We start from the raw sequence: 25,051 nt of genomic DNA on the forward strand, positions 1-25,051 counted from the left end.
GGAGCAGGGACGTTGTTGACGTACGCCGATGTGTTGAACGCTCCGGTCGGCAAGCTCGGGGCGGCGGTCGACGCCTGGTCGGAGATGACGGCCAAGCTGAGGGAGCTCTCCGAAGAGGCCCACGACGGCCTGCGGGTGCACGCCGAGACGGCCAGATGGGCCGGGGTGAACGCCGGGGTCACCCGCGCGTTCATCGTCAAGACGGTGAAGGAGTTCGCGGACGCGGAGAAGGAGGCCGAAGGGGCGCACCGCCTTCTCCTGGACGCGTACACGGAGTTCAAGAAGGCGAAGGACGGGCTCCAGGCGATCGTGGACGGCGCTCGGGGCAACGGCATCGTCGTCGACGCGCGGGGCCGGGTCGCGGCCCGCGAGCCGCTCGTCGACGACGCGGCGGCGCGGCACGACCCCGACGTCGACTTCCCGAAGGCGCTCAAGACGCAGGAGGCGAACGTCGCCGCCTGGCAGCACAAGGTCGACGCGCTCGTCGCTGCCTGCGACGCCGCCGACCAGGCACTGCGCGGGGCCCTCGCGGCGAACGCCCCCGACGCGCACGACTTCACCGCGCCCCGGTACGCCTCCCTCGACGACGAGGAAGCCGGGCGGGCGGTCGACCTGGCGCGACAGGTCACCGGCGAGGGCGGCACGGCACGCAACGTGGAGGAGCTGAAGCAGCTCCAGACCCTGCTGGACGCCAACGCCCACGACCCGGAGTTCTCCACCGCGTTCTACGGCCGTCTCGGCCCGCAGGGCACCCTGGACTTCTACGCCCGCCTCTCCCTCGACGCGACCGGCCTCGGCGCCGCGGGCCTGGACCGCGCGACGATGGTCCGCCACGTCCAGGCCGACCTGGGCCCGATGCTGGGCCTCGCCACCAACCCGCACACCACCGGCCACCTCCCGCCCGCCTGGACGACCGACCTGATGCGGGCGGGCCGCCGGCCCATCGACGTCGGGGGTTTCGCGGGTCCCGGCGCGCGGGTGTACGGCTACCAGGCGCTGGGCGCGCTGCTGCGGCACGGCACGTACGACAAGGAGTTCCTGCTGCCGATCGCCCGCGACATGGTCGGCTTCGAACACCAGAACCCGAAGCTCTTCCAGCAGAGCGTGCCGTACGACAACGCGATGTCCCTCAACCTCGACAAGACCGGCGGTCGCGGCTTCGACCCCCTGACCGGCCTCATGACGTCCATGAGCAACAACCCGCGGGTGTCGGCGGAGTTCTTCAACGAGGCGGTGCGGGAGGACTCGGACGGCAACGGCATCATCACCGCGGACGACAAGCCGGTGCTGACGAAGGCGGCGGGCGACGCCTCATCCGCGCCGCTCGGCATGGTCGACTACCTGCTGGACAAGGGCCCGGGCGACGACCTGTACGACGCCCGCCCCGACGCCCGCACCCCGTACCAGTCCGCCCTGGGCAACGCGATCGAGGCGGCCACGACGGGCCGCACCCCCGGCGACACGGCGGCGAAGCCGGTGGAGCATACGGCGGCGATGGCGAGCGTGATGGAGAAGGTCGTGGCGAAGATCGGATCCGACCCCGCCCTGGTCACAGGTGAAGACGGCGCACCGGGGAAGTTGGAGGGGCTTTCGGGCAACTTGGGAAACATGGCGGCGGAGTACATGCCCGACTTGCAGGCGACGGCGGAAAACGGCGCGGGGCAGGCGAAGCCTTTCGGGGTGCTGGCGGACTTCGTCAACTCCGGGCGAGTCGCGCATTTCCTCGGCGCCGTCGCACAGGATCCCGATGCGTACGGCGCGATCACCAACGCTCAGCAGGCCTATACGACATTGCTCGTACGCGATGTCTTCGCGTACCCGGAAAACCATGGGGATGTGGGGGAAGCCGTGCGCAACGCGGTTCACCCGGGTGGGGAGATCGCGGGAATGATGGCTGAGGCTCGTGTGCAGGCCATCTATGAGAAGCACGCGGAAACCGACAAGACCTTCAACGATGCCGTGCAGAACAAGGCGGACTGGACGAACCGAATCCTCAACTCGGTCGGCGCCAAATACATCGAGCTGCTGCCGGTCGGCGGTGACGCCGTGGAATGGCTCCAAGAAGACATCACCGAGTCCCTTGTCGAGAACAGGCAGAAGGACTCGTCCGGCGAGGCGAGCCAAGAGGCGGCCGACGCTTACGCGGCGGCCGAGGGCAAGGCGAAGAAGTCGGCGGCAGGCGCGGTGAGGGCGGCCGGCAACAGCGTCGGCCTCGCCGAACGGGAAAACCGCGAATACCAGGGGGTCGCGTCCTCTTCGATCTCCGTCGCCTATTCGGCGGGCCGCTCGGCGGTGGCCAGCGCCACGCCTCCCGGTGGCGCGAAGTGAGGCGTGGTCGAGGGGCGGGCTTCGTGTCTGTGCTTACGGCGGTGTGGGCCATGGCGGGCTGCTCGGCCGACTCACCGGTGCCGAGCCTGCCGAAGAGCTTGTGCTGGGGAGCCTTCGCGGGCAGCGCGGTTGCCCCGATAGTGCCTACGGGTGACGCCACGACCGTGGAAAACAATCGCCCCTTCGACGTCTTTGCTCCCACGGACCAAACCACGTACTGCACGGTGCGCGTCGACAACGACGCACGGTTCATAGCCTGGGCCGAACTCCGGAGGAGTGGAAAAGGCACGGATTGGAACCACTCGGCACGCCATTTGGGTACACGCATCGAGGCGGGTGACGAGGCGTTCGTCTGGGGCGGAGACGCCGCCGCCGTATTCGAGTGCGGCCGCCCGGACGTTGCCAGGGGGCCGACGTTGCCGGCCTCGGCCAAGTACATCGAGCTGCAACTGACGGCGGACCGGGCGCCTGAGACGCAGCGGACCCGGGACGTGCTCACCACCCTGATGCGGCAGTACGTCCACTTCGCGAAGCAAAGACTCAAGTGCCGCTAGCGAAAAAGGGCTTGGAGGCCGTGGCGGGAATCGAACCCGCGTAACTCGCTTTGCAGGCGAGTCCCTGAACCACTCGGGCACACGGCCGTGTCGGTTGGTGCGTACTGATGACTTTAGGGGGGTGTCCGGGGCGGGGGAAGGGAAAGGGGCGGGGTGCAATAGGACTGCCATGTTGTGTTCACGGGGGTTCATCGGGCGTCACACCCATGTCATACGACGGGGACGATCGGCGCGGCGCAGTCGGCCTTTCGGCAGGGGGCGGAGCGGGGTGTGGCTCTTAATGTGGGCGGATGAGCGCCCTTGAACCGTCCGATGTCCGCGTGGCCGGCCACCCCTGCGCCGAGGGCGACGAGGGCGGCGGCATCCTGGGGCGTGAGCATCGCGCGCTGAGCATGGGCATTGTCACCGTCGTGCTGCTCATCGCCTTCGAGGCGACCGCCGTGGCCACCGCGATGCCCGTCGCCGCGCGGGACCTCGACGGGGTGTCGCTGTACGCCTTCGCCTTCTCCGCGTACTTCACGACGAGCCTGTTCGGGATGGTCGTCGCGGGCCAGTGGGCCGACCGGCGCGGGCCGCTCGGGCCGCTCGGCGTCGGGATCAGCGGGTTCGCCGCGGGGCTGCTGTGGTCGGGGACCGCGCTGAACATGTGGACGTTCATCGCGGGCCGCGCCGTACAGGGGCTCGGCGGTGGTCTGGTGATCGTGGCCCTGTACGTGGTCATGGGCCGCGCCTACCCCGCCCGCCTCCAGCCGACGATGATGGCGGCGTTCGCGGCGGGCTGGGTCGTGCCGTCCGTGGTCGGCCCGCTCGTCGCGGGCGCGGTCACCGAACAGCTCGGCTGGCGCTGGGTGTTCCTCGGGATCCCGGCCCTCGTGGTGTTCCCGCTGGCGCTCGCGCTGCCCGCGACGCGGCGGATGGCGTCCGGCCCGGCCGATCCGTCCGCGCCCGTCGAGCCCTTCGACCGCCGCCGCATCGGCCTTGCGCTGGCGATCTCGGTGGGCGCGGGGCTCTTGCAGTACGCCGGGCAGGACCTCGGATGGCTCTCCGTGCTGCCCTTCGCGGCGGGCGTGGCCTTCCTCGGGCCGGCCGTCGCGGGCCGGCGCGCGCTCCTTCCGCACGGCACCTGGCGCGCGGCGCGCGGGCTGCCTTCCGTGGTGCTGCTGCGCGGGATCACGGCGGGGTCGTTCGTCGTGGCGGAGTCGTTCGTGCCGCTGATGCTCGTCACCCAGCGCGGGCTCACCCCCACGATGGCCGGACTCTCGCTGGCCGTCGGCGGGGTCACCTGGGCGGTGGGTTCCTCCGTCCAGGCGCGGCCCCGCATGGAGGCGTACCGGGAACGGATGATGGTCGTCGGCATGGTCCTGGTGGCGCTCGCGATCGTGTTCGCGCCGAGCGTGCTGGTCGCGGCGGTGCCGGTGTGGGTGGTGGCGGTGGCGTGGGGCGTCGGCTGTTTCGGCATGGGCATGGTCATCACCTCGACGAGCGTGCTGCTCCTGAAGCTCTCGGCGCCCCACGAGGCGGGCGCGAACTCCGCCGCGCTCCAGATCTCGGACGGGCTGTCCAACGCGCTGCTGCTGGCGGCGGGAGGCGCGGCGTTCGCGGCGCTCGGAGGTGGCTCGGTGTCGGGTCCGACGGGTTCGCACCCGGGTGCCTTCCTGGCGGTGTTCCTGCCGATGGCGGGGGTGGCGCTGTGTGGGACGTGGGTGGCGGGGCGGGTACGGGTGGGCTGACGCCCGGTTTGGCGGTGTTGACGCCCGCCCCTGCCGCGCCGGGGTCGGCCTCGCCGGGTCCGAACCCGCTCGGTCCTGCGGGCCGGGGTGCTGGTTGCGCAGTTCCCCGCGCCCCTATACCCGCTCGAAGCTGCGGACCGTGCCCGCTTCTCGCGCAGTTCCTCGCGCCCCCAAAACCCGCTCGAACCTGCGGACCGCGGTCGCTTCTCGCGCAGTTCCTCGCGCCCCCAAAACCCGCTCGAACCTGCGGACCGCGGTCGCTTCTCGCGCAGTTCCTCGCGCCCCCAAAACCCGCTCGAACCTGCGGACCGCGGTCGCTTCTCGCGCAGTTCCTCGCGCCCCCAAAACCCGCTCGAACCTGCGGACCGCGGTCGCTTCTCGCGCAGTTCCTCGCGCCCCCAAAAACCCGTTTTCGGCTGCGGGCCTTGCGTGGCTGGTCGCGCAGTTCCTCGCGCCCCTTAACTGCTCGGTGCTGGGGCACCTTCAGCCTGTCCGGCGATTGAGGACGAGCGCCGTTCAGGCGCGAACGGGGTCTGGGGCGGAGCCCCAGGGGGCCGGAACCAACCAACCCCCGGCACGGGCGGGTGGGTGGGGAGACGCCTCGGGGCCGGCCCGGGCCGGTAAGGTGGCCCGGTTGTCGTACGTACGAGTCGGTTCCGCGCCCGCCCGGGCAGACGCGGACCCCGCTCGGCAGCCCGCCGGGCCCCGCCCCGGATGCCCGTGATCCCGTACACCGAGAGCCCCGAACCGGAGACCGTGACTACTACCGCCTCCCACCACCTCTCACCCGCCTTCCCCGGCCGCGCCCCCTGGGGCACCGCCAACAAGCTGAGAGCCTGGCAGCAGGGTGCCCTGGAGAGGTATGTCCAGGAGCAGCCGCGCGACTTCCTCGCCGTCGCGACGCCCGGCGCCGGCAAGACGACCTTCGCGCTCACGCTCGCGTCGTGGCTGCTGCACCACCACGTGGTGCAGCAGATCACCGTGGTCGCGCCGACCGAGCACCTCAAGAAGCAGTGGGCGGACGCCGCGGCCCGGGTCGGCATCAAGCTCGACCCGGACTACAGCGCCGGGCCGCTCAGCAGGGAGTACCACGGCGTCGCCGTCACCTACGCCGGTGTGGGCGTACGCCCGATGCTGCACCGCAACCGGTGCGAGCAGCGCAAGACCCTGGTCATTCTCGACGAGATCCACCACGCCGGTGACTCCAAGTCGTGGGGCGAGGCCTGCCTGGAGGCGTTCGACCCGGCCACCCGGCGGCTCGCGCTCACCGGCACCCCGTTCCGGTCGGACACCAACCCCATCCCCTTCGTCACGTACGAGGAGGGCAACGACGGCATCCGGCGCTCCTCCGCCGACTACACCTACGGATACGGCAACGCCCTCGCCGACGGTGTCGTGCGGCCGGTCATATTCATGAGCTACAGCGGCAACATGCGCTGGCGCACCAAGGCCGGCGACGAGATCGCGGCGCGGCTCGGCGAGCCCATGACCAAGGACGCCATCTCGCAGGCCTGGCGCACCGCGCTCGACCCGCGCGGCGACTGGATGCCCAATGTGCTGCGCGCCGCCGACCAGCGCCTGACCGAGGTCAGGAAGGCCATCCCGGACGCCGGCGCGCTCGTCATCGCCTCCGACCAGGACTCCGCCCGCGCCTACGCCAAACTGATCCGCGAGATCACCGGCTCCAAGGCGACCGTCGTGCTGTCCGACGACACCGGCGCCTCCAAGCGGATCGACGAGTTCGCCGAGGGCGACGACCGGTGGATGGTCGCCGTGCGCATGGTGTCGGAGGGCGTCGACGTGCCGCGCCTCGCCGTCGGGGTGTACGCCACCACCATTTCCACCCCGCTGTTCTTCGCCCAGGCCGTCGGCCGCTTCGTGCGTTCACGGCGGCGCGGCGAGACCGCTTCCGTTTTCCTGCCCACCATTCCGATGCTCCTCGGCTTCGCCAACGAGATGGAGGTCGAGCGCGACCACGTGCTCGACAAGCCGAAGAAGGACGGCGAGGAAGAAGACCCCTACGCCGAGTCCGAACAGGAAATGGACGAGGCGAACAGGGAGCAGGACGAGGACACCGGGGACGACATGCTCCCCTTCGAGGCCCTCGAATCCGACGCCGTTTTCGACCGGGTCATGTACAACGGCGCCGAATTCGGCATGCAGGCCCACCCGGGGAGCGAGGAGGAGCAGGACTATCTCGGCATTCCCGGGCTCCTCGAACCCGACCAGGTGCAGATGCTGCTCCAGAAGCGGCAGGCCCGGCAGATCGCGCACAGCCGCCAGAAGCCGGCCGAGCAGGCCGATCTCCTCGAAATGCCGGCCGAGCGGCGCCCCGTCGTCTCGCACAAGGAACTGCTCGAACTGCGCAAGTCGCTCAACACGATGGTCGGCGCCTACGTCCACCAGAGCGGCAAGCCGCACGGCGTCATCCACACCGAGCTGCGCCGGGTGTGCGGCGGTCCGCCGAGCGCGGAGGCCACGGCGGGACAGCTCCGCGAGCGGATCAAGAAGGTCCAGGAGTGGGCGACCCGCATGAAGTAGCGGGCCCCCCACGGCGTACAAGGCGAAGGGGTCCGGCGTGCGACGCCGGGCCCCGTTCGCTCCCGGGGCATCGGGACGGGTGCGAGGAGCGGCCCCCACGGACGCCCCCGACCGTCCGCCACGGTAATGACCCGGCAAATCCATCACGGTCGCCCGAGGTCGCCGCTCGGAAGGACTTAGGTCCCGAAGGGGATCGAACGGGATCAAATTCATCCCCCACGGGTCATCATTTGTCCATCTGCCGGGGATGCTCAGCCCATTCCGCGGGCTCCGGAATTCTGCTCGCGCCCGGATTCTGGACGAGGTCTTCCGCTGAGCGGTATCCGCTCGCTACTGTCCCCGCCATGCAAACGCCCCGTGGCAGCGTCGCCGCGGAGCGCAGCCGGTGTTTTGGCCTCGCCGGCGGGCTCTGCGCGCGATGCCGATGGGACCGGCGCCGCGAACCACGTGAGAGTGCCGCCGCGACTCGCCACTTAAGGAGTGGGTGTCGTGACCGCGGAGACCTCCCAGACGCTCGACCGGGGACTACGCGTCCTCAAGCTGCTCGCCGACACCGACCACGGTCTGACGGTCACCGAGTTGTCCACCAAACTCGGCGTCAACCGCACGGTCGTCTACCGCCTGCTGGCCACCCTGGAGCAGCACGCCCTCGTCCGACGTGACCTCGGCGGCCGCGCCCGGGTCGGGCTCGGCGTGCTGCGCCTGGGCCGCCAGGTGCACCCCCTGGTGCGGGAGGCGGCGCTGCCCGCGCTGCGCTCGCTCGCCGAGGACATAGGGGCCACCGCCCACCTCACCCTCGTCGACGGTTCGGACGCGCTCGCCGTGGCCGTGGTCGAGCCGACCTGGACCGACTACCACGTGGCCTACCGGGCCGGGTTCCGCCACCCCCTGGACAAGGGCGCGGCCGGCCGGGCGATCCTCTCCGCCCGCCAGGCCGGGGCGCTCGCCGAGCCCGGCTTTACCCTCACCCACGGCGAGTTGGAGGCCGGCGCGAGCGGGGCCGCGGCGCCGCTGGTGGGAGTCACCGGGATAGAGGGGAGCGTGGGCGTGGTGATGCTCGCCGACGCCGTACCCGAACGGGTCGGGCCACGGGTCGTGGACGCGGCGAAGGAAGTCGCCGACGCCCTGCGCTGAGCCGCGCCGGTCACGTTCGACGCCCCGCGCTGAGCCGCGCCCGCCCGGTGCGACGCCCTGCGCTGGACCGCGCCCGCCCGGTGCGACGCCCTGCGCTGGACCGCGCCCGGCCGGTGCGACGCCCTGCGCTGGACCGCGCCCGCCCGGTGCGACGCCCCGCGCTGAGCCGCGTCGCCCGGCTTTCGGGGGCGTCCGGGGCGGCCGGGTGCGTACGGATAGATTGGAGCCGTGCTCACTCGTCACTCCCGCCTCCGCAACCTCGCCATCGGCGCCGCACCGGTCGTCGCGCTGCTCGCCGTCGCCTGTTTCGCGCCGCTGCCGTTCGCGGTGGCCCAGCCGGGGCCGACCGCGAACGTGCTCGGGAACGACGAGGGCAAGCCGGTGATCACCATCTCCGGCGCGCCCACCCGCCCCACCAGCGGGCAGCTGCGGATGACCACCATCGTGGCCACCGGGCCCACCGCGGACGTCGGCATCGGCGATGTCGTCGACGGCTGGTTCCGCACCGACCGGGCGGTGATGCCGCGCGGCTCGGTCTATCCGGGCGGTGGCAGCGAGAAGGAGATCTCCGCGCACAACCAGGCGCAGATGAAGCAGTCGCAGGACGCCGCCTCCGTCGCGGCGCTCGGCTACCTCGGCCTCAGCCCCGACAAGGTCAAGGTCGAGCTGCACCTCGCCGACGTCGGCGGCCCGAGCGCGGGGCTGCTCTTCACGCTCGGCATCATCGACAAGCTGAACGGCGACGGCTCCGGAGGCGACCTCACCGGCGGCCGCACCATCGCCGGCACCGGGACGATCACCGGCGGCGGGGACGTCGGCGCGGTCGGCGGGGTCGCGCTCAAGACGCAGGCCGCGGCCCGGGACGGCGCGACCGTCTTCCTCGTGCCGAAGGGGGAGTGCTCGGACGCCGAGTCCGAACTGCCCAAGGGGCTCCGCCTGATCCCCGTCACTACGCTGAAGGGTGCGGTGTCCGCGCTTCAGGCGTTGCGGAAGGGCGACCCGGTCCCGTCCTGCTGACCGCGCCCGCGTCCATGTCCTTCCACGCGGGGAAGACGAGCGGGCTCAGCGTCGCCAGCAGATACACCCCGCCGACCACCAGGAGCGCGCCGCGCAACCCCGCGCTCTCCACCAGGAAACCGGCGGCGAGCCCGCCCAGCGGCATGGCCAGTTCGCAGCCCGCCGTGAGCACCCCGGCGACCCGACTGCGCAGCGCGTCCGGCACCTTCTCGTAGATCACCGTCGTCAGGATCGGGTTGAGCGAGCCGCTCGCGAGTCCCGCCACCACCATCGTCGCGGCCAGCGGCAGGGTGGTGCCGGTCAGCGCCGCGACCGCGTACCGGGGTGCCCCGCACAGCAGCACACAGACCGAGAAGACGGTGCGGCGCCGGAAGCGGTGGCCGACCAGGCCGTACAGGAGCGCGCCGGACAGTCCTCCCGCCCCGAACAGGGCGGCGAGCAGGCCGAGTTGGGGCGCGCCGCCCAGGTGGCGCTCGGCGTGGACGGGGAGCAGTACGGCGTTCCAGCCCTGGTCGGTTCCGTTCATCAGCATGACCATGGCGACCACCGCGATCAGCAGCCGGGTGCGCGCCAAGTAGGCGTATCCCTCGCGCAGTTCGGCCTTGTAGGTGCGTACGGAGACCGGTGGGGCGTCGCGCCGTGGCCGGGCCTCGGGGACGTGGCGCAGGCCGGCCGCGACCAGCGCCGCCGAGACGGCGAAGGTCGCGCCGTCGACGAGGAGTACGTTCCCGGCGCCGGTCAGCGCGATGAGCACGCCGGCCAGGGCCGCGCCGGTCATCCGGGCCCCGCGTGCGACGGCGTCGTAGCCGCTCGCGGCGCGCGACAGGGTGGTGCCGGACCGGCGCGCCAGGTCCGGGAGCAGGACGTAACGGGCGGTGACGCCCGGGGTGTGGGCGAGCCCGCCGAGCGCCATGAGGGCGCACAGCAGCCAGAACGCGAGCAGACCGGCCTGGTGCAGAAGTGGGATCGCGGCGACCGCGAGCCCGCACACGACATCGGAGCCGACCGACACCCGGCGGCGCCCGGCGCGGTCGATGACCGGGCCGCCGACCAGGGCCGACACGACGATCGGCAGCGTCGCGCAGAACGCGACGACCCCGGCCCGGCCCGGGCTGCCGGTGGTCTCCAGGACGAACCACGGCACCCCGATGAGGGTGAGTGAACTGCCGCTCGCGGATATGGCGTTGGCGGTGAGTACGGCCGTGAGCGGCCCCCGGTCGTGGTGTCCTCCCGGGCCACTGCGGTCGCGGTGTCCCCCCGGGCCGCTCATGCGAGGCGGGCTCGGTGCCGCGGTGCCTGCTGGGTCAGGCGCAGCCCCAACTCGACGAGTAGCCAGCCCAGTTGGGCCCGTAGGTGCCGCTCGCGGGGGAGTGTGGCGCGCGCTTCGGCGGCCAGCTCGGTGGCGCGCTGGTGGTGCATCTGGAGGTGGATGTCGCTGTGCACGGCGTGGGTCCCTTCGGGCGGGGCGGGAGACGGTGAGCGTGCGGGGGCCGGGTTCAGCGGGACGGATTGCCGCGCGGGAAGGAGTGGAGATGCACGCGGACCTGGGCGGCTTCGGCGTCCGACGGCGCGCCCGGGCCCGGGGAGAGGGTGCGGTACGACTCGACCACGGCGTGCAACTTCTCGTTCAGCTCGTGGAGTTGGGCGGGGGAGAGGTTCAGGGTGAAGTCGCTCAGGTCGCCGCTGGTGGACCACGGCTCCGGCCAGTCGTGCATGGTGGCGAGCCAGGTCGAGAGCTCCTGGGTGTGGATGCCGGCGATCTCGTGCAGGAACAGGTTGGCCGCGCCCCGCACCTCCGGGTCGCTGCTGGTGTGCAGGTCGTCGGCGAACGAAGTGCCGTTGTGCACGGCCTTCCACCAGCGCTCGCGCCCCTTGCCGCGCGCCGGGTCGTCCTCGACGAAGCCGTGCGTGGCGAGCTGGCGCAGGTGGTAGCTGGTCGCGCCGCTCGACTCGCCGAGCCGGTCGCCCAGTTGGGAGGCGGTCGCGGGCCCGTCATGGCGCAGCGACTTCAGGATCCGGATGCGCAGGGGGTGCGCCAGGCCGCGCAGGGAGCGCGCGTCGAGGATGCGCTCCCCTGCGGGGTTCTCGGGGGGCGGGGCGGCGGACCGCTTGTTCTCGGGCATGGCCCCAAGATAGCTCTGCAAAGAGACCCTTGCAACGCTTTCTTTGCATGAACTTCTTTGCATCGAGTGCTTTGCACGCCCGGCTCCCCGCGCTCCGGCTTGCGGTTGGCCCCGCGCCCCGGCCCGGCGGCCCGGGCCTCACCCCTTCCTGATGAACCCCTCCCGCACCAGCCACTCCAGCGCCACGTCGTGCGGGTCCTGGCCGTCCACGTCGACCTTGGCGTTCAGCTGCCGGGCGATCCCGGTCGTCAGCTTGGCGCTGAGCGGGTCGAGCAGGGCCGCGATCGCCGGGTACTTCTCGTACGTCCGGCTGTGCACCACCGGCGCCGCGTTGTAGTTGGGGAAGAAGTGCTTGTCGTCCTGGACGGTCGCCAGATTCATCGCCTGGATGCGACCGTCGGTGGTGAACACCTCGCCGAGCAGGCAGGAGTTGGACTTGGACACCTGGGTGTAGATGATCCCGGCGTCCATCTTCTGGATGTTGGAGGCGGGGACCGTCATCCCGTACGCCTTCTCCATGCCGGGCAGCCCGTCCTCGCGCGAGGCGAACTCGTTCTCCACGCAGATCGTCACCGCCGAGGGGTCCTTCTTGGCGAGGGCGGCCACGTCCGAGAGCGTCTTGAGGTGGTACTTGGCGTTGTTGGCCTGGCTGATCCCCAGCGAGTAGGTGTTGTTCAGGGTCGACTGCGGCAGCCAGGTCACGCCGTTCTTCAGGTCGGCGTCGCGCACCGCCCGCCACTGCGCCCCCGGATCGGTGATCGGCTTGCTGTTGCCCAGATAGGTGATCCACGCGGTGCCGGTGTAGTCGTACATCGCGTCGGCGTCGCCCTTCGCGATCGCCTCGCGGGCGCTGATCGAGCCCGGCAGGTTCGTCCGGTCGAGGACCTCGGCGCCGGCCGCCTTGAAGACCAGGCCGACCATCTGGCCCAGGACGATGTTCTCGCTGAAGTTCTTCGACGTGACCGTCAGGGAGGCGCCCTTCAGGGGCAGGCCCTTGCCGATCGAGCCGGGCAGCACGTCGTCCACCAGCGGGGAGCCGGACTTGAGCCCGCAGCCGGACACCACGGCGAGCAGGGCGAGCGAGCCGGAGGCGGCGAGCAGTGCCGTACGCGGGTGCCGCATCACTCCACCTCCAGTCCGCGCGGGGTCAGCGCGATCTCGGCCAGCGAAGCCAGCCAGTCCACGAGCAGGGCCAGGGCCACCGTCAGGATCGAGCCGAGGACCAGCACCGGCATGCGCTGGGTCTGGATGCCGGAGGTGATCAGGTCCCCGAGGCCGCCCCCGCCGCCGAACGTGGCGAGCGTGGCGGTGCCCACGTTCAGGACCAGCGCGGTCCGCACCCCCGCGAGGATCAGCGGCACCGCCAGCGGCAGTTCGACCTTGCCCAGGGTGCCGGGCGCCGACATGCCGATGCCCCGGGCCGCCTCGACCAGTTGGGGGTCGATGGCGCGCAGCCCGGCCACCGTGTTGGAGAGCACCGGCAGGACCGCGTAGATCACCATGCCGACGATCGCCGTGCCGGGCCCGATGCCGAGCCAGATCACCAGGAGCGCCAACAGGCCGATGGCGGGGGTGGCTTGGCCGATGTTGGCGATCGCGGTGACCAGGGGCGCCGCCCGGCTCACCCCGCGCCGGGTGAGCGCGATGCCCAGCGGGATCGCGATGAGCAGCACCCAGAACGTGGAGATGGCGGTCAGCTTCACGTGCTGCCAGAGCCGGAGCTGGACGTTGCCGTTGTTCAGGGAGTTCTTGGCGATCGTGTCCAGGTGGACATGGGTGATCCAGAGGTAGGTGATCACCAGGACGACCGCGAGCACGACCGGCAGGAAGGCCAGTTTGCGCCAGGTGATCCGGCGGGCCGGCCGGTCCGGCGCCGGGCCGGTCTCGTGTTCGGGCTCGGGTTCGTCGAGCGGGCCGGGCAACTCGTCGCGGAAGGCGTGGCCACCGACCTCGTGCTCACCCGGCGGACGCTCGGCGGGGGCGGGGCTCCTGGGCGTCATGGCTGCGTCGCACCGCCCTCCAGCTCCTGTTCCGTCTGGTGGTGGCGGAGCTCTTCGAGGTCGTGCTGGTGCTCGATGGCCGCGAGCCGGTCGGCCTCCAGGAGTTCGTGCACGGAGTTCATCAGGGTCTCCATGTCGACCACGCCGATGTACTCGCCGCGCCGCCCCGTCACCGCGACCCGGCCGCCGGAGTCGATGAGCACGGCCTCCAGGGCGTCGTGCAGCGTCGCGCCCCGGGTCACGGTGTCGTGCACCATCTGCCCGGCCCGCGCGAGCGAGCCCTTGGCGCGCATCAGGTCGCCGCGCCGCAGCCATTTGTAGGGGCGGTTCCTGCGGTCCAGCATGAGCAGTTCGTTGTGCGGGCCGCTGCGGAGCTTGTTGAAGATCGACTGGGGCGGGTCGTCCACGGTGACCGTGGGGAACTCGGCCATCTCCACATCCCGTACGCGGGTGAGGTTGAGGCGCTTGAGGGCGGCGCCCGCGCCGACGAACCCGGAGACGAAGTCGTCCGCCGGGTTGGTGAGAATGGCCTCCGGAGTGTCGAACTGAGCGATGTGTGAGCGTTCGCGCAGAACCGCGATCCGATCGCCCAGTTTGATCGCCTCGTCGAAGTCATGGGTGACGAAGACGATCGTCTTGTGCAGCTCGTGCTGGAGGCGGATCAGCTCGTCCTGGAGGTGGTCGCGGGTGATCGGGTCGACCGCGCCGAACGGCTCGTCCATCAGGAGCACCGGTGGATCGGCCGCCAACGCCCGTGCCACGCCCACCCGTTGCTGCTGTCCACCGGAGAGCTGGCGCGGATAGCGGCCGTGGAACTCGCGCGGATCGAGCCCGACCAGGTCCAGCATCTCCTCGACCCGGTCCTTCACCCGGGCCTTGGACCAGCCGACCATCTTCGGGACGAGCGCGATGTTCTCGGCGACCGTCATGTGCGGGAAGAGCCCGGACGACTGGATCGCGTAGCCGACCTTGCGGCGCAGTTTCACCGGGTCGATGTCGGTGACGTCCTCGTCGTCGATCCGGATGCGACCGGATGTCGGTTCGATCAACCGGTTGATCATTTTGAGGGTGGTCGACTTGCCGCAGCCCGAGGGGCCCACGAAGACGACGGTCTCGCCCGCCTTGATCTCCATGGTGACGCTGTCCACGGCCGGCTCCGCGCTGCCCGGATACCGCTTGGTGAGCTCCTCCAGCTGAATGGAGGCCCCCGAGGTCGAGGCCTTCGCGGTCGACGCGCCGGCGGACTCGGACCGCTCGGACTCGGATCGCTCGGACTCGGATCGCTCGGACTCGGATCGCTCAGACACGGATCCCCCTCGGGATGGTGAGACGGCCGATCAGTACGTACGCCGCGTCGAAGAGCAGGGCCAGCACCACGATGCCGAGGGTGCCCGCGAGCACCTGGTTGATGGCGTTGGCGCTGCCCAGCGAGGCGATCCCGCGGAAGATCTCGTTGCCGAGCCCGGGGCCCGAGGCGTACGCTGCGATGGCCGCGATGCCCATCAGCATCTGCGTGGAGACCCGGATGCCGGTCAGGATCGGCGGCCAGGCCAGCGGGAGTTCGACCCGCAGCAGCCGGGCGGGGCGCGACATCCCGATGCCCTTGGCGGCGTCCACGAGCGAGGGGTCGACGCCGCGCAGGCCCACGATCGCGTTGCGCACGATCGGCAGCAGCCCGTACAGCGTCAGGGTGACGACGGTGGGCGCCACCCCGAGGCCCACCAGCGGGATCAGCAGACCGATCATGGCGAGCGAGGGGATGGTCAGGACCGTCGAGGTGGACGTGATCGCGAGGGCCGCCGCCCAGCCGCTGCGGTAGGTCACCACCCCGATGAGGATGCCGAGCACGGTGGCGATCACCATGCACTGGAACACGGCGCTCGCGTGCTGGAGGGCGTCGGTGAGCAGCTGTTGGTGCCGGCTGGACAGATAGTCCCAGAAGCCCACGCGCTCAACCCCTGTCGGTCCTCGGTCAGCCCCCGCCGGGCACGGAGTCCTGACCCGCCTGCTCCACCAGCGGGATGATCCGCAGTGGGACCGGGTTCTCCATGACGATCGCCGTGGAGGCCCGGACAATGCCATCAAAACCGACAACCCGGTCGATCACCCGCTGGAGATCGGCGTTGGAACGGGCCACGAGACGGCACAGCATGTCGCCGTGGCCGGTGGTGGTGTGCAGCTCCAGGACCTCCGGCACGGACGCCAAGTGGGCCCGCACGTCCGCCCCCTGGCCCTGTTTGATCTCCAGCGTGGCGAACGCGGTGACCGGATAGCCGAGCGCCGCCGGGTCGACGTCCGGGCCGAAGCCCCGGATGACTCCATTGGACTGAAGCCGGTCGAGCCGCGCCTGGACCGTGCCGCGCGCCACCCCGAGCCGGCGGGACGCCTCCAGGACCCCGATCCGGGGCTCCCGGGCGAGCAGCACGATCAGCCGCCCGTCCAAATGATCGATCGCCATGCCCGCCTCCGGATGGTCATCATGTACAGAACGCCCTCCCATCCTGGCTCTCCACTGCACAGACTGACCAGTGAAAATGCAAACTATTGCGCAGCCTGCCACCCGGGGCGACCCTCCTTCCATGACTGAGACCATCGATCACACCCCCGAAACCGCGCGGCAGGCCGACCCCTTCCCGGTGAAGGGCATGGACGCGGTCGTCTTCGCCGTGGGCAACGCCAAGCAGGCCGCGCACTACTACTCGACGGCCTTCGGCATGAAGCTGGTCGCGTACTCCGGGCCGGAGAACGGCAGCCGCGAGACCGCGAGCTACGTGCTGACCAGCGGCGCCGCCCGCTTCGTGTTCACCTCCGTCATCAAGGCCACCAGCGAGCGGGGCCGCTTCCTGGCCGAGCACGTCGCCGAGCACGGCGACGGCGTGGTGGACCTCGCCATCGAGGTGCCGGACGCGCGGGCCGCGTACAAGTACGCCACCGAGCACGGCGCCACCGGTCTCCAGGAGCCGCACGAGGTCTCCGACGAGCACGGCACCGTCGTCCTCGCCGCGATCGCCACCTACGGCAAGACCCGGCACACCCTGGTCGAGCGCTCCGGCTACGAGGGCCCCTACCTGCCGGGCTTCGTCACGGCCGCGCCGATGGTCGAGCCGGTCGAAAAGCGCTTCTTCCAGGCGATCGACCACTGTGTGGGCAACGTCGAACTCGGCAAGATGAACGACTGGGTGGCGTTCTACAACAACGTCATGGGCTTCACCAACATGAAGGAGTTCGTGGGCGACGACATCGCCACCGAGTACTCCGCGCTCATGTCGAAGGTCGTCGCCGACGGCACCCTCAAGGTGAAGTTCCCGCTCAACGAGCCGGCCATCGCCAAGAAGAAGTCGCAGATCGACGAGTACCTGGAGTTCTACGGCGGCCCCGGCGTCCAGCACATCGCGCTGGCCACCAACGACATCGTCGCCTCGGTCCGCGCCATGCGCGCGGCCGGTGTCCAGTTCCTCGACACCCCCGACTCGTACTACGACACCCTCGGCGAGTGGGCCGGCGAGACCCGGGTGCCGGTCGAGACGCTGCGCGAGCTGAAGATCCTGGTCGACCGCGACGAGGACGGCTACCTGCTCCAGATCTTCACCAAGCCGGTGCAGGACCGCCCGACCGTCTTCTTCGAAATGATCGAGCGGCACGGTTCGATGGGATTCGGCAAGGGCAACTTCAAGGCCCTGTTCGAGGCGATCGAGCGGGAGCAGGAGCTGCGGGGCAACCTCTGACCTGCAACCTCGCGCGTCCGTACGGTAATTGAGTTACCGTCATGAGTCAGCGGCCCCACGGACCTGACCCGTGGGGCCGCTGTCTTGCCGCTGTCTTCGAGCCCGCCCGGTGCCGCCGTCAGCGCCGCTGCGAGGGCTTCGCGGGCTTGGCGGGCCGGGGCTTGGCGGGCCGCCTGGCCCCCTGGCTCGACTGACCGGACTGGTTCGACGACGCGTCGGACGACGCGGAGCTCTCGCCCCCGGAACCGGAGCCGGAACCCGACCCCGACCCCGATGCGGCGGCCGCCACATGGCCGTACATGTCCCGGGGGCCGCCCTCCGGCGGCTCGCCGAGCGCCGTGAGCGCCTCCTTCGCCTTCGGCGCGAGCACCGGCGAGAAGTACGGATTGGTGCGCAGCGCGTCCTGAAGATGACGCCGCGCCGCGCCCGACTGCCCCAACTCCCGCTCGATCACGGCCTGGTGATAGGAGAACAGGGCGCTGCGTACCCCGGAGTCGGTCGCCTTCTTCGCATGCGTCAGGCCCTCCTCCGACTCGCCCGCCCGGTACATCGCCCAGCCGAGCGCGTCCTCCACGGCCGGGCTCGGATGCGCCTTCCACTCGGCTTCGAGCCGGTCCACCGCCGCGTGCGCCGACCCGTGATCGGCCTCGTACCGGCCCAGCACCAGAGCGTCGTCCACCCCGTTGGAGCCGTCGCGTGCGGCCAGCTCCTGGAGCTTGTCGAACCACGTGCGCGCATCCCCGTCCAGGCCCTGGGACTCGTACAACTCGCCCAGTTCCAGCAGGTATTCGGGGCGAGGCAGTACCGCGACGGCCGCCAGGTAGTCGCGCTGGGCGTCGGCCTTCTTCCCGAGCGCGGCCCCGGCCCTCGCCCGGCCCGCGAGCGCGGCGTGCGCGCCCGGGTCGGTGCGCAGCGCCGCCTCGTAGCGCGCGAGGGCCGCTTCCGGCTCGCCCCGCTCCCACGCCAGGTCACCCGCCGCCACCAGCGAGGCCGCCTTCTGCACGGGCGAGGTGGCGTGCGCGACCGCCTCGTCCAGGGCGACCGAGGCGTCCTCGCGCCAGCCGTGCGCCCGGTAGACCTCGGCGGCCTGGGTCAACGCGGCCGAACCGTCGCGCAGTTCGAGCAACCGCTCCACCGCCTTGGCCGCGCCCTTCGCGTCACCGAGTCCGTTGTACGCCTCGATCAGCGGGGGGTACAGCGTCCAGCGGTCCGCCTTGCGGGCGCGTACGGATTCGGCCAGGGTGCGGGCCGCCGCGTAGTCGTGCCGCGCGTTGGCGAGGGCCGCGAGCCCGATCTCGGCGTCCAGGTTGTCCTTGGGCCGCACCTCCAGCGAACGCCGCAGCGCCCACTCGGCGCGCGGATAGAACGAGGAGTCCGCGCCGCGCACCCCCCGCTCCAGATAGGCCGAGCCGAGCACCGCCCAGGACGCCTCGTCCTTGGGGTGGGTGCGCACCCAGGCGGCCCGGTCGGTGATCAGCGCCGTCACATCGGCCACCGAGGCGGGCGCCCCACCGGTCACCGCCGTCAGGGCCCGGGCCGCCGGGCCGGGCGCGGGTGGCGGCGCCTTCGGGCCCGGGTCGTCCGGCATGATCAGCACGACGCCACCGATCAGCACGCCCGCGGCCAGCGCCACCCGTACGGCCCGCTTCAGAGCCTTGGGCGGCCCCGACCGGGGGGAGGTCCGCCGGGCCGCGGCCGAGGCCGACAGCCACGCCGCCCGCCGAGCCGCGTCCGCATCCTGTTCGGTCTTCGCGATCTCCATGGCGCTCACTGTGCGTCAATACGAAGAGCGCACCGCGCACCGCCCGACCGGCCGGGGAAAGGGTTCACACCGATGGCCCCGGGTGCCAGGCTGAGGGGATGGACGATCTTCTCGTACGGCTGCGGGAGCACCTCCCGGCGGACGCCGTCATCACCGACCCCGACATCACCGGCGGTTACGCCCACGACATGGCGAGCTTCTGCGCGGCGGGCACCCCGGCCGTGGTGGTGCTGCCCCGCACCGTCGAGCAGGTCCAGCACGTGATGCGCACGGCGACCGCGCTGCGCGTGCCCGTGGTGCCGCAGGGCGCCCGCACCGGCCTGTCCGGCGCGGCCAACGCCAGCGACGGCTGCATCGTCCTGTCGCTGGTCAAGATGGACCGCATCCTGGAGGTCAACCCGGTCGACCGGGTCGCGGTCGTCGAGCCCGGCGTCATCAACGCCGTCCTGTCGCGCGAGGTCCAAAAGCTGGGGCTCTACTACCCGCCGGATCCCTCCAGTTGGGAGATGTGCACCATCGGCGGGAACATCGGCACCGCGTCCGGCGGCCTGTGCTGTGTGAAGTACGGGGTGACCGCCGAGTACGTCCTCGGTCTGGAGGTCGTGCTCGCCGACGGGCGGCTGATGAGCACCGGCCGGCGCACCGCCAAGGGGGTCGCCGGATACGACTTGACCCGTCTGTTCGTGGGCTCCGAGGGCAGCCTCGGCATCGTTGTCAAAGCGGTGCTCGCGCTGCGGCCCTCGCCGCCGCCCCAACTCGTGCTCGCCGCCGAGTTCGCCACCGCCGCGGCCGCCTGCGATGCCGTCGTACGGATCATGGAGCGGGGCCATACCCCGTCCCTCCTTGAACTCATGGACCGCACCACCATCCAAGCCGTCAACCGCATGGCGCACATGGGCCTGCCCGACAGCACCGAGGCGCTGCTGCTCGCCGCCTTCGACACCCCGGACCCGGCGGCCGACCTCGCCGCCGTCGCCGAGCTGTGCACCGCCGCGGGCGCCACCCAGGTGGTCCCGGCCGAGGACGCGGCCGAGTCCGAACTGCTGCTCCAGGCACGCCGGTTGTCGCTCACCGCCCTCGAAACGATCAAATCGGCCACGATGATCGACGACGTGTGCGTTCCCCGATCGAAGCTCGCCGCGATGATCGAACGGACATCGGCGATCGCCGCCAAGTACGACTTGACCATCGGCGTCTGCGCGCACGCGGGCGACGGCAACACCCACCCCGTGGTCTGCTTCGACGCCGCCGACGAGGACGAGTCGCGGCGCGCCCGCGAGTCGTTCGACGAGATCATGGCGCTCGGCCTGGAACTGGGCGGCACCATCACCGGTGAACACGGCGTCGGCGTACTGAAGAAGGAGTGGCTGGCCCGCGAGCTCGGCCCGGTCGGCATCGAGATGCAGCGCGCGGTCAAGCACGCCTTCGACCCGCTGGGCCTGCTCAACCCGGGCAAGCTGTTCTGAGCGCGGGTCCGCGGGGGGCGTGCTTGGGGTGCGATTCGTACTGAGTACGTGTTCGGTCCGCTTGGGCCGGGCGAGCTGATCTGTGCCCGGGCCGTCACGGGCCGTCCTTGGGGTGCGATTCGTACTGAGTACGTTGTCGGCCCGCTCGGTCTGCTCGGGCCGGGCGGGCTGTTCTGCGCCCGCGGCCTCACGCGCCGTCCTCCGGGCGGGATTCGTCCGAGGGCCACGGGTCGCGCAGCCACAGCTCGTCGGTGCCGCGTCCGGTGGCCGGCGCCAGCAACTCGGCGAGGCCGTCGTCGATGCCGAGCCGCTCGGTCTCGGACCCCGGCGGCACCGCCCGCAGCGTCCGCTCCAGCCACGCCGAGACCTGGGCGGACGGCGCCTCCAGCAGCGCGTCGCCGTCCGGTGAGCTCAGCGCCATCAGGACCACGTTGCGCCCCTCCACCTTCGTCGGCCAGATCCGTACGTCCCCGTGCCCGCACGGCCTGAACACCCCCTCGACGAGCAGCTCGCGCGCGAAGGTCCAGTGCACGGGGGTTTCCGAGCCGACGTGGAAGGTGATGTGCACGGCGTAGGGGTCGTCGGTGCGGTAGGTGAGCCGGGCCGGTACGGGGATGCTGCGCTCGGGCGACAGCACCAGCTTGAGCTCCAGTTCGCGTTCCACGACGGTCTGCATGTGGCGTCCCTCTTCTCTTCCCTGTACGGGGCGGTACGGGAGCCCGGGGTGGGCCGTATCGGGTGAGAGCGGGTTGCGGGGCGGGCATTACGCGACTCCGGGTAAGTTTTTTGGGGCTGCGCCCCAAGCCCGGCGGGTCCGCCCACCCGCCCACCCGTGCAGGGGGTTGGTTGGTTCCGGCCCCTGGGGCTCCGCCCCAGACCCCACGGGTTTTCCCACCCGCCCACCCGTGCGGCGGGTTGAAGGGTTCGGCCCCTGGGGCTGCGCCCCAGACCCCCGCGGGGGCTCTGCCCCCTGCACCCCCGTTCGCGCCTGAACGGCGCTCGTCCTCAATCTCCCCCAAGGCCTTAAGGGCCAGGGGGGACCCCCATGACGGGCTGGGGTGCCGGCCAGCACCGAGCACTTAAGGGGCGCGGGGAACTGCGCGACCAGCCACCCCCGGCCCGCAGACGAAAACGGGTTCTTCAAAAGCGACCACGGCCCGCAGGCCAAGAACGGGGTTAGGGGCGCGAGGAACTGCGCGAGAAGCGACCACGGCCCGCACACGAAAGGGGGTTTTGGGGGCGCGGGGAACTGCGCGACCAGCCCCATGCGGCCCGCACACGGAAGGGGTTGGAGGCCGAGGCGCGGCCAGGACCCGCACGCGGAAGGGGGCCGGGGGCGCGAGGCCCGGGCAGGGCCCGCACGCGGGAGGGGGCTAGCGGCGCGGGAGGGGGCCGGGGGCGCGGGCGCAGGGTTGGGGGTGCCCGCCGTTACGGGGGCCCCGAGCCGTTTAGCCAGGTTGCGCCGTATACCGCCGACGCCACCGACAGCGCCCCCACCACCCCCACCGCCCCCACCCCCCGCATTCGGGAAAGCGCGACCGCCACCGGCAGCAGCAGAGGGAACGCGGGCAGCAGCAACCGCGGCTTGGAGCCGAAGTAGCCCGAGGAGCACAGCGCCAGGGCCATGACGATGCCTGTGTAGACGAGCAGGGGCAGCGGCTGGCCGCCCCGCACGCACGCCCCGTACGCCCAGAGCGCCAGCGCCGTGCCCGCGATCATGCCGAGCCCGGCGAGTACGACGGGCCAGCCGCCGAGGTGGTCCACGATGAACTTCCCGTAAGCGAGGCCCCCGTCGAAGCCGTTGCCCCACTCGGCCTGCACGTGCAGATAGCCGAAGACGCTTCCTCGCCGGGCGCCGACCCAGAGCACATAGCCGGCCGCGCCGAGCGGCGCGAGCACCGCCCCGGTGAGCAGCCGCGCGTCCACGCGCCGGGTGCGTCGCGCCTCGACGACGGCCCCCGCCCACAGCGCGGCCGCGACCGCGAGTCCCACCGGGCGGGTGAGCCCCGCGAGGGAGGCGAGCAGCCCGGCCTCGACCCAGCGCCGCCGGAGCACCGCGTACAGCGCCCAGGCGGCCAGCGCGGTGAACAGGGCCTCGCTGTACGCCATCGACTGCACGATCCCGACCGGAACGGCCGCCCACACCGCCGCGAGCAGCAGCCCGGCCCGGTGACCGTGCAGGTGACGGCCCGTCAGATACAGGGCCCACGCGGCGAGCGGTCCCGCGACCGCGCTGACCAGCAGACCCGCGTCGCCGGGGCCGAGCGGGGTCACCGCGGCGAGGGCCTGTTCGAGCCAGGGGAGCAGCGGGAAGAACGCGAGGTCGGACAGGACCCTGCCGTCGGGCGCGGTCAGCGTGAAGTCGTAACCCGACTCCACGACCCGCACGTACCAGAGCGAGTCCCAGCGCGCCGACAGCAACGCGTGGGCGTCCTTGTCGTTGGCCCGGGACCACAGGACGAGGGCGAGGAGGCCGAGCGCGCGGATCGCGGCGAAGGCTCCGACCGCCGACCAGGCGCGCCGTGCCACGGGCGCCGCTGAGGAGAGGGCCGCCGAGGAGAGGGCCGCCCGTTCGCCGCGGCCGGTCGGGCCAAGCCCCACGCTCATCGCCCACTCGCCTTCCTGACCGACCGGGCCGGGTGCACCAGTTCGAACCGCAACGACTGTACGCACCGGCGCACCCCCGCCGTGCGGCCCGGTCCGGTATCACACGCGGCCCGCGCATCGCTCGTACGCGGGCTTCCTGCCCGGCTTCCCCCCACCGGGCCCCGGGTTCTTGGTTAGGGTCGCTCCGACGGGACCGGTCGGGCGCCGGGGTTTTCGACGTGCTGGGCGGCGTCCGGCACGTACCGGGGCACCACGGTTCGGCGGGACCCGTCGAGCAGGCCCTAATGTCCTCCTGGGACAAGCGGAAGCGCGCGGTCGGCACCCGGTCCGGCCGGTGTTCCGCGGCAGAGGTCAACTGTGGTGGATCGAAACGGAGTTGGGGACATGGCGACGGTTCCTTCTGACAGCGACGGGAGCGGAGCCCGGGAAGGGTATTACCCGGACCCGTCCATTCCCGGATATGTCCGGTACTGGAACGGGGTCTCCTGGGTGCCCGGCACGAGCCGGCCGGCCCCCGCCGCGGGTGAGGCGCCGCCCACCCCGCCGCTCGGCGCCACCCCCGCCCCGGCCCCCTCGCTCGCCGCCGCGCCGCCCGTCACGGCCGCCCTCGCCGAGGAGACGGGCCCGGTCTTCCTCGACGAGCCCGAGGCCTCGCCCGCCTCCGCGCAGGGCTCCGCCGCGCCGCAGCCCGCCTGGCACGCGGACGCCGCCCACCAGTCCGGCTTCGGCGGCGACCAGGACCGTCGGGTCTCCTGGGGCCAGTCGGTCGATGGGCGCGCGCTCCCGGAGTCGGCCGACCCGCGGCAGTTGCCCGACCCCCGCCGTCTGCCCGACCCCCGCCGCGCGGAGCCCGCACGGCCCACGCCCACCGGCCCCTCGACCGGCCCCTCCACCGGCCCCTCGACCGGCCCTTCGACCGGCCCTTCGACCGGCCCTTCGACCGGCCCTTCGACCGGCCCTTCGACCGGCTCCTCGACCGGTCCCTTCGGGGACCCCGCGCGGCCCGCCGGCACCGTGCCGCACCAGAGCCCTCAACAGTCCGCCCAGTTTGCCCAGTCTGCGAACGCCGCCCAGTCTGCGAACGCCGCGCACCCCGCACCCTCCGCTCACTCCGCGAACTCGGCCCGAGCCGCGCGACCCGCCCAGCCCATCCAGTCGGCCCCGCCCATCCAGCCGGCCGCCCCGTTCGCCGGGACCGTGCCGCCGACGGCCGTCGAGCCGGCTCCCGTACGGCCCCAACTGCCCACCCCCGCCGACCCCGTCGTCGCCGCGCCGACAAGCCCCGCGTACTCCGCGCCCGCGACCCCACAGCCCCAGCCCGCCCAGCCCGCCCAGCCCGGTCCCGTCGAGCCCCACCCCGGCCTACCCGGGTCGCCGATGACGGACGGGCCCGGGGGAGGGGCCGCGTCCTGGGCGCAGCAGGTGCACCGGCTCGCGCAGCCCGACGCGCAGGCGCAGGAGCCGGTCGTACCGTGGAAGCCCCCGGTCGACGACCCGTTCCTGCGGGCCGCCCGGGAGCAGGCCTCGGCCAGACCCGCCGGCCTGGTCAGACGGCTGATCGCGCGGCTCGTCGACACCGCGCTGCTCGGCGCCCTGGTCGCGGGCCTCGCCGTACCGCTCCTGGCCCGGGTCGCCGACCACGTCCAGCAGAAGATCGACGCGGCGAAGCTGTCGGGGCAGACGGTCACCGTCTACCTCCTGGACGGCACGACGGCCGGCCTCCTCGGCATCGTCCTCGGCGCGTTCCTCCTCCTCGGCCTGCTGTACGAGGCGCTGCCCACCGCCAAGTGGGGCCGCACGCTCGGCAAGAGGCTGTGCGGGGTGCAGGTGCGCGGCATCGAGTCGTACGAGCCGCCGACGTTCGGCCAGGCGGTGCGCCGCTGGCTCGTCCACGGTGTGCTCGGGCTGCTCGTGATCGGCGTGGTCAACGTCGCGTGGTGCCTGTTCGACCGCCCCTGGCGCCAGTGCTGGCACGACAAGGCGGCCCACACCTTCGTGGCGCAGGGATGACTCCGAGCCCCGGCCCGTTCGCGGCGCGGGGGGTGGGGGGCGGGGTCCGCGGGA

Annotated in this window: 20 protein-coding genes and 1 tRNA gene; 9 read left to right on the plus strand and 12 right to left on the minus strand. The window is 71.9% G+C overall.

The genetic code is table 11. The features are described 5' to 3' along the window. Nucleotides 1–30 precede the first annotated feature (30 nt). Together DWB77_RS23585 and DWB77_RS23590 are read left to right on the plus strand one after the other, a co-directional pair. Complete coding sequence (locus DWB77_RS23585) at nucleotides 31–2,328, plus strand: hypothetical protein (protein WP_246033911.1); 2,298 nt, start codon at nucleotides 31–33, stop codon at nucleotides 2,326–2,328. 164 nt (nucleotides 2,329–2,492) lie between these two features. Then, nucleotides 2,493–2,882: a hypothetical protein gene (locus DWB77_RS23590; RefSeq protein ID WP_162952598.1), complete on the plus strand. Its 390-nt coding sequence runs from the start codon at nucleotides 2,493–2,495 to the stop codon at nucleotides 2,880–2,882. Between the two features lie 12 nt (nucleotides 2,883–2,894). Here DWB77_RS23590 and DWB77_RS23595 read toward each other — a convergent pair. Beyond that, nucleotides 2,895–2,969: transfer RNA gene (locus DWB77_RS23595), tRNA-Cys, on the minus strand. 203 nt (nucleotides 2,970–3,172) lie between these two features. On the opposite strand from DWB77_RS23595, the gene DWB77_RS23600 reads away from it, so the two are divergent. From DWB77_RS23600 to DWB77_RS23615, 4 genes are all read left to right on the plus strand, one after another. Next, nucleotides 3,173–4,612 carry an MFS transporter gene (locus DWB77_RS23600; RefSeq protein WP_120723142.1) on the plus strand — a complete coding sequence of 480 codons (1,440 nt, stop codon included), beginning with the start codon at nucleotides 3,173–3,175 and terminating at the stop codon, nucleotides 4,610–4,612. A 714-nt stretch (nucleotides 4,613–5,326) separates the two neighbouring features. Further along, nucleotides 5,327–7,153, plus strand: coding sequence for a DEAD/DEAH box helicase (locus DWB77_RS23605; protein ID WP_120723143.1), 1,827 nt, complete (start codon nucleotides 5,327–5,329; stop codon nucleotides 7,151–7,153). Between the two features lie 489 nt (nucleotides 7,154–7,642). Continuing rightward, a complete protein-coding gene (locus DWB77_RS23610) occupies nucleotides 7,643–8,287 on the plus strand; it encodes an IclR family transcriptional regulator (protein ID WP_120723144.1) in 645 nt (214 codons plus the stop codon). 228 nt (nucleotides 8,288–8,515) lie between these two features. Further along, a complete protein-coding gene (locus DWB77_RS23615; protein ID WP_120723145.1) occupies nucleotides 8,516–9,304 on the plus strand; it encodes a S16 family serine protease in 789 nt (262 codons plus the stop codon). Here DWB77_RS23615 and DWB77_RS23620 read toward each other — a convergent pair. From DWB77_RS23620 to DWB77_RS23650, 8 genes are all read right to left on the minus strand, one after another. Beyond that, nucleotides 9,237–10,574, minus strand: a complete 1,338-nt coding sequence (locus DWB77_RS23620) for an MFS transporter (RefSeq protein ID WP_120723146.1) — start codon at nucleotides 10,572–10,574, stop codon at nucleotides 9,237–9,239. The two genes, DWB77_RS23615 and DWB77_RS23620, sit on opposite strands and share 68 nt — an antisense overlap. Next, on the minus strand, nucleotides 10,571–10,747 hold the full coding sequence (locus tag DWB77_RS37945; protein ID WP_162952599.1) for a hypothetical protein: 177 nt from the start codon (nucleotides 10,745–10,747) through the stop codon (nucleotides 10,571–10,573). Before DWB77_RS37945 ends, DWB77_RS23620 begins: the two co-directional genes overlap by 4 nt. A gap of 53 nt (nucleotides 10,748–10,800) precedes the next feature. Beyond that, nucleotides 10,801–11,427, minus strand: a complete 627-nt coding sequence (locus DWB77_RS23625) for an ArsR/SmtB family transcription factor (protein WP_120723147.1) — start codon at nucleotides 11,425–11,427, stop codon at nucleotides 10,801–10,803. Nucleotides 11,428–11,565: 138 nt separating this feature from the next. Beyond that, nucleotides 11,566–12,549 carry a glycine betaine ABC transporter substrate-binding protein gene (locus DWB77_RS23630; protein ID WP_120723148.1) on the minus strand — a complete coding sequence of 328 codons (984 nt, stop codon included), beginning with the start codon at nucleotides 12,547–12,549 and terminating at the stop codon, nucleotides 11,566–11,568. Continuing rightward, nucleotides 12,549–13,427 (minus strand): ABC transporter permease, encoded by an 879-nt coding sequence (locus DWB77_RS23635; protein ID WP_120723149.1) that lies wholly within the window; start codon nucleotides 13,425–13,427, stop codon nucleotides 12,549–12,551. The genes DWB77_RS23630 and DWB77_RS23635 overlap by 1 nt, the downstream gene beginning before the upstream one ends. Further along, entirely contained in the window at nucleotides 13,424–14,626 is a 1,203-nt protein-coding gene (locus DWB77_RS23640; RefSeq protein ID WP_120728155.1) for an ABC transporter ATP-binding protein, read from the minus strand. Before DWB77_RS23640 ends, DWB77_RS23635 begins: the two co-directional genes overlap by 4 nt. 100 nt (nucleotides 14,627–14,726) lie before the next feature. Beyond that, a complete protein-coding gene (locus DWB77_RS23645) occupies nucleotides 14,727–15,374 on the minus strand; it encodes an ABC transporter permease (RefSeq protein ID WP_120723150.1) in 648 nt (215 codons plus the stop codon). Nucleotides 15,375–15,399: 25 nt separating this feature from the next. Further along, entirely contained in the window at nucleotides 15,400–15,885 is a 486-nt protein-coding gene (locus DWB77_RS23650; RefSeq protein ID WP_120723151.1) for an Lrp/AsnC family transcriptional regulator, read from the minus strand. 121 nt (nucleotides 15,886–16,006) lie between these two features. Here DWB77_RS23650 and hppD point away from each other — a divergent pair, with 121 nt between their 5' ends. Continuing rightward, nucleotides 16,007–17,152, plus strand: coding sequence for a 4-hydroxyphenylpyruvate dioxygenase (hppD, locus tag DWB77_RS23655; protein ID WP_120723152.1), 1,146 nt, complete (start codon nucleotides 16,007–16,009; stop codon nucleotides 17,150–17,152). Nucleotides 17,153–17,270: 118 nt separating this feature from the next. Here the strand turns inward: hppD and DWB77_RS23660 are convergent, their stop codons facing one another. Further along, nucleotides 17,271–18,914, minus strand: a complete 1,644-nt coding sequence (locus tag DWB77_RS23660) for a tetratricopeptide repeat protein (RefSeq protein ID WP_216826866.1) — start codon at nucleotides 18,912–18,914, stop codon at nucleotides 17,271–17,273. Nucleotides 18,915–19,012: 98 nt separating this feature from the next. Between DWB77_RS23660 and DWB77_RS23665 the strand changes: the two genes are divergently transcribed. Beyond that, the gene (locus tag DWB77_RS23665) at nucleotides 19,013–20,380 is read left to right on the plus strand and encodes an FAD-binding oxidoreductase (RefSeq protein WP_120723153.1); all 1,368 of its coding nucleotides are present in this window, start codon (nucleotides 19,013–19,015) and stop codon (nucleotides 20,378–20,380) included. A gap of 187 nt (nucleotides 20,381–20,567) precedes the next feature. Here the strand turns inward: DWB77_RS23665 and DWB77_RS23670 are convergent, their stop codons facing one another. After that, entirely contained in the window at nucleotides 20,568–21,056 is a 489-nt protein-coding gene (locus tag DWB77_RS23670) for an SsgA family sporulation/cell division regulator (protein ID WP_120723154.1), read from the minus strand. A gap of 752 nt (nucleotides 21,057–21,808) precedes the next feature. Next, complete coding sequence (locus tag DWB77_RS23675) at nucleotides 21,809–22,987, minus strand: glycosyltransferase family 39 protein (RefSeq protein WP_120723155.1); 1,179 nt, start codon at nucleotides 22,985–22,987, stop codon at nucleotides 21,809–21,811. A 384-nt stretch (nucleotides 22,988–23,371) separates the two neighbouring features. Between DWB77_RS23675 and DWB77_RS23680 the strand changes: the two genes are divergently transcribed. After that, a complete protein-coding gene (locus DWB77_RS23680) occupies nucleotides 23,372–24,997 on the plus strand; it encodes an RDD family protein (RefSeq protein ID WP_120723156.1) in 1,626 nt (541 codons plus the stop codon). Nucleotides 24,998–25,051: the final 54 nt, after the last annotated feature.

Origin of the sequence: Streptomyces hundungensis (assembly GCF_003627815.1) — a bacterium.
Lineage (GTDB): Bacteria > Actinomycetota > Actinomycetes > Streptomycetales > Streptomycetaceae > Streptomyces > Streptomyces hundungensis_A.

Excerpts from the sequence above, each read along its gene's own strand:
- DWB77_RS23660 (WP_216826866.1), bottom strand. The coding sequence starts at position 18,914 with ATGGAGATCGCGAAGACCGAACAGGATGCGGACGCGGCTCGGCGGGCG.
- DWB77_RS23670 (WP_120723154.1), bottom strand. The coding sequence starts at position 21,056 with ATGCAGACCGTCGTGGAACGCGAACTGGAGCTCAAGCTGGTGCTGTCG.
- DWB77_RS23605 (WP_120723143.1), top strand. The coding sequence starts at position 5,327 with ATGCCCGTGATCCCGTACACCGAGAGCCCCGAACCGGAGACCGTGACT.
- DWB77_RS23630 (WP_120723148.1), bottom strand. The coding sequence starts at position 12,549 with ATGCGGCACCCGCGTACGGCACTGCTCGCCGCCTCCGGCTCGCTCGCC.
- hppD (WP_120723152.1), top strand. The coding sequence starts at position 16,007 with ATGACTGAGACCATCGATCACACCCCCGAAACCGCGCGGCAGGCCGAC.
- DWB77_RS23625 (WP_120723147.1), bottom strand. The coding sequence starts at position 11,427 with ATGCCCGAGAACAAGCGGTCCGCCGCCCCGCCCCCCGAGAACCCCGCA.
- DWB77_RS23600 (WP_120723142.1), top strand. The coding sequence starts at position 3,173 with ATGAGCGCCCTTGAACCGTCCGATGTCCGCGTGGCCGGCCACCCCTGC.
- DWB77_RS23635 (WP_120723149.1), bottom strand. The coding sequence starts at position 13,427 with ATGACGCCCAGGAGCCCCGCCCCCGCCGAGCGTCCGCCGGGTGAGCAC.
- DWB77_RS23665 (WP_120723153.1), top strand. The coding sequence starts at position 19,013 with ATGGACGATCTTCTCGTACGGCTGCGGGAGCACCTCCCGGCGGACGCC.
- DWB77_RS23650 (WP_120723151.1), bottom strand. The coding sequence starts at position 15,885 with ATGGCGATCGATCATTTGGACGGGCGGCTGATCGTGCTGCTCGCCCGG.
- DWB77_RS23620 (WP_120723146.1), bottom strand. The coding sequence starts at position 10,574 with ATGAGCGGCCCGGGGGGACACCGCGACCGCAGTGGCCCGGGAGGACAC.
- DWB77_RS23680 (WP_120723156.1), top strand. The coding sequence starts at position 23,372 with ATGGCGACGGTTCCTTCTGACAGCGACGGGAGCGGAGCCCGGGAAGGG.
- DWB77_RS23675 (WP_120723155.1), bottom strand. The coding sequence starts at position 22,987 with ATGAGCGTGGGGCTTGGCCCGACCGGCCGCGGCGAACGGGCGGCCCTC.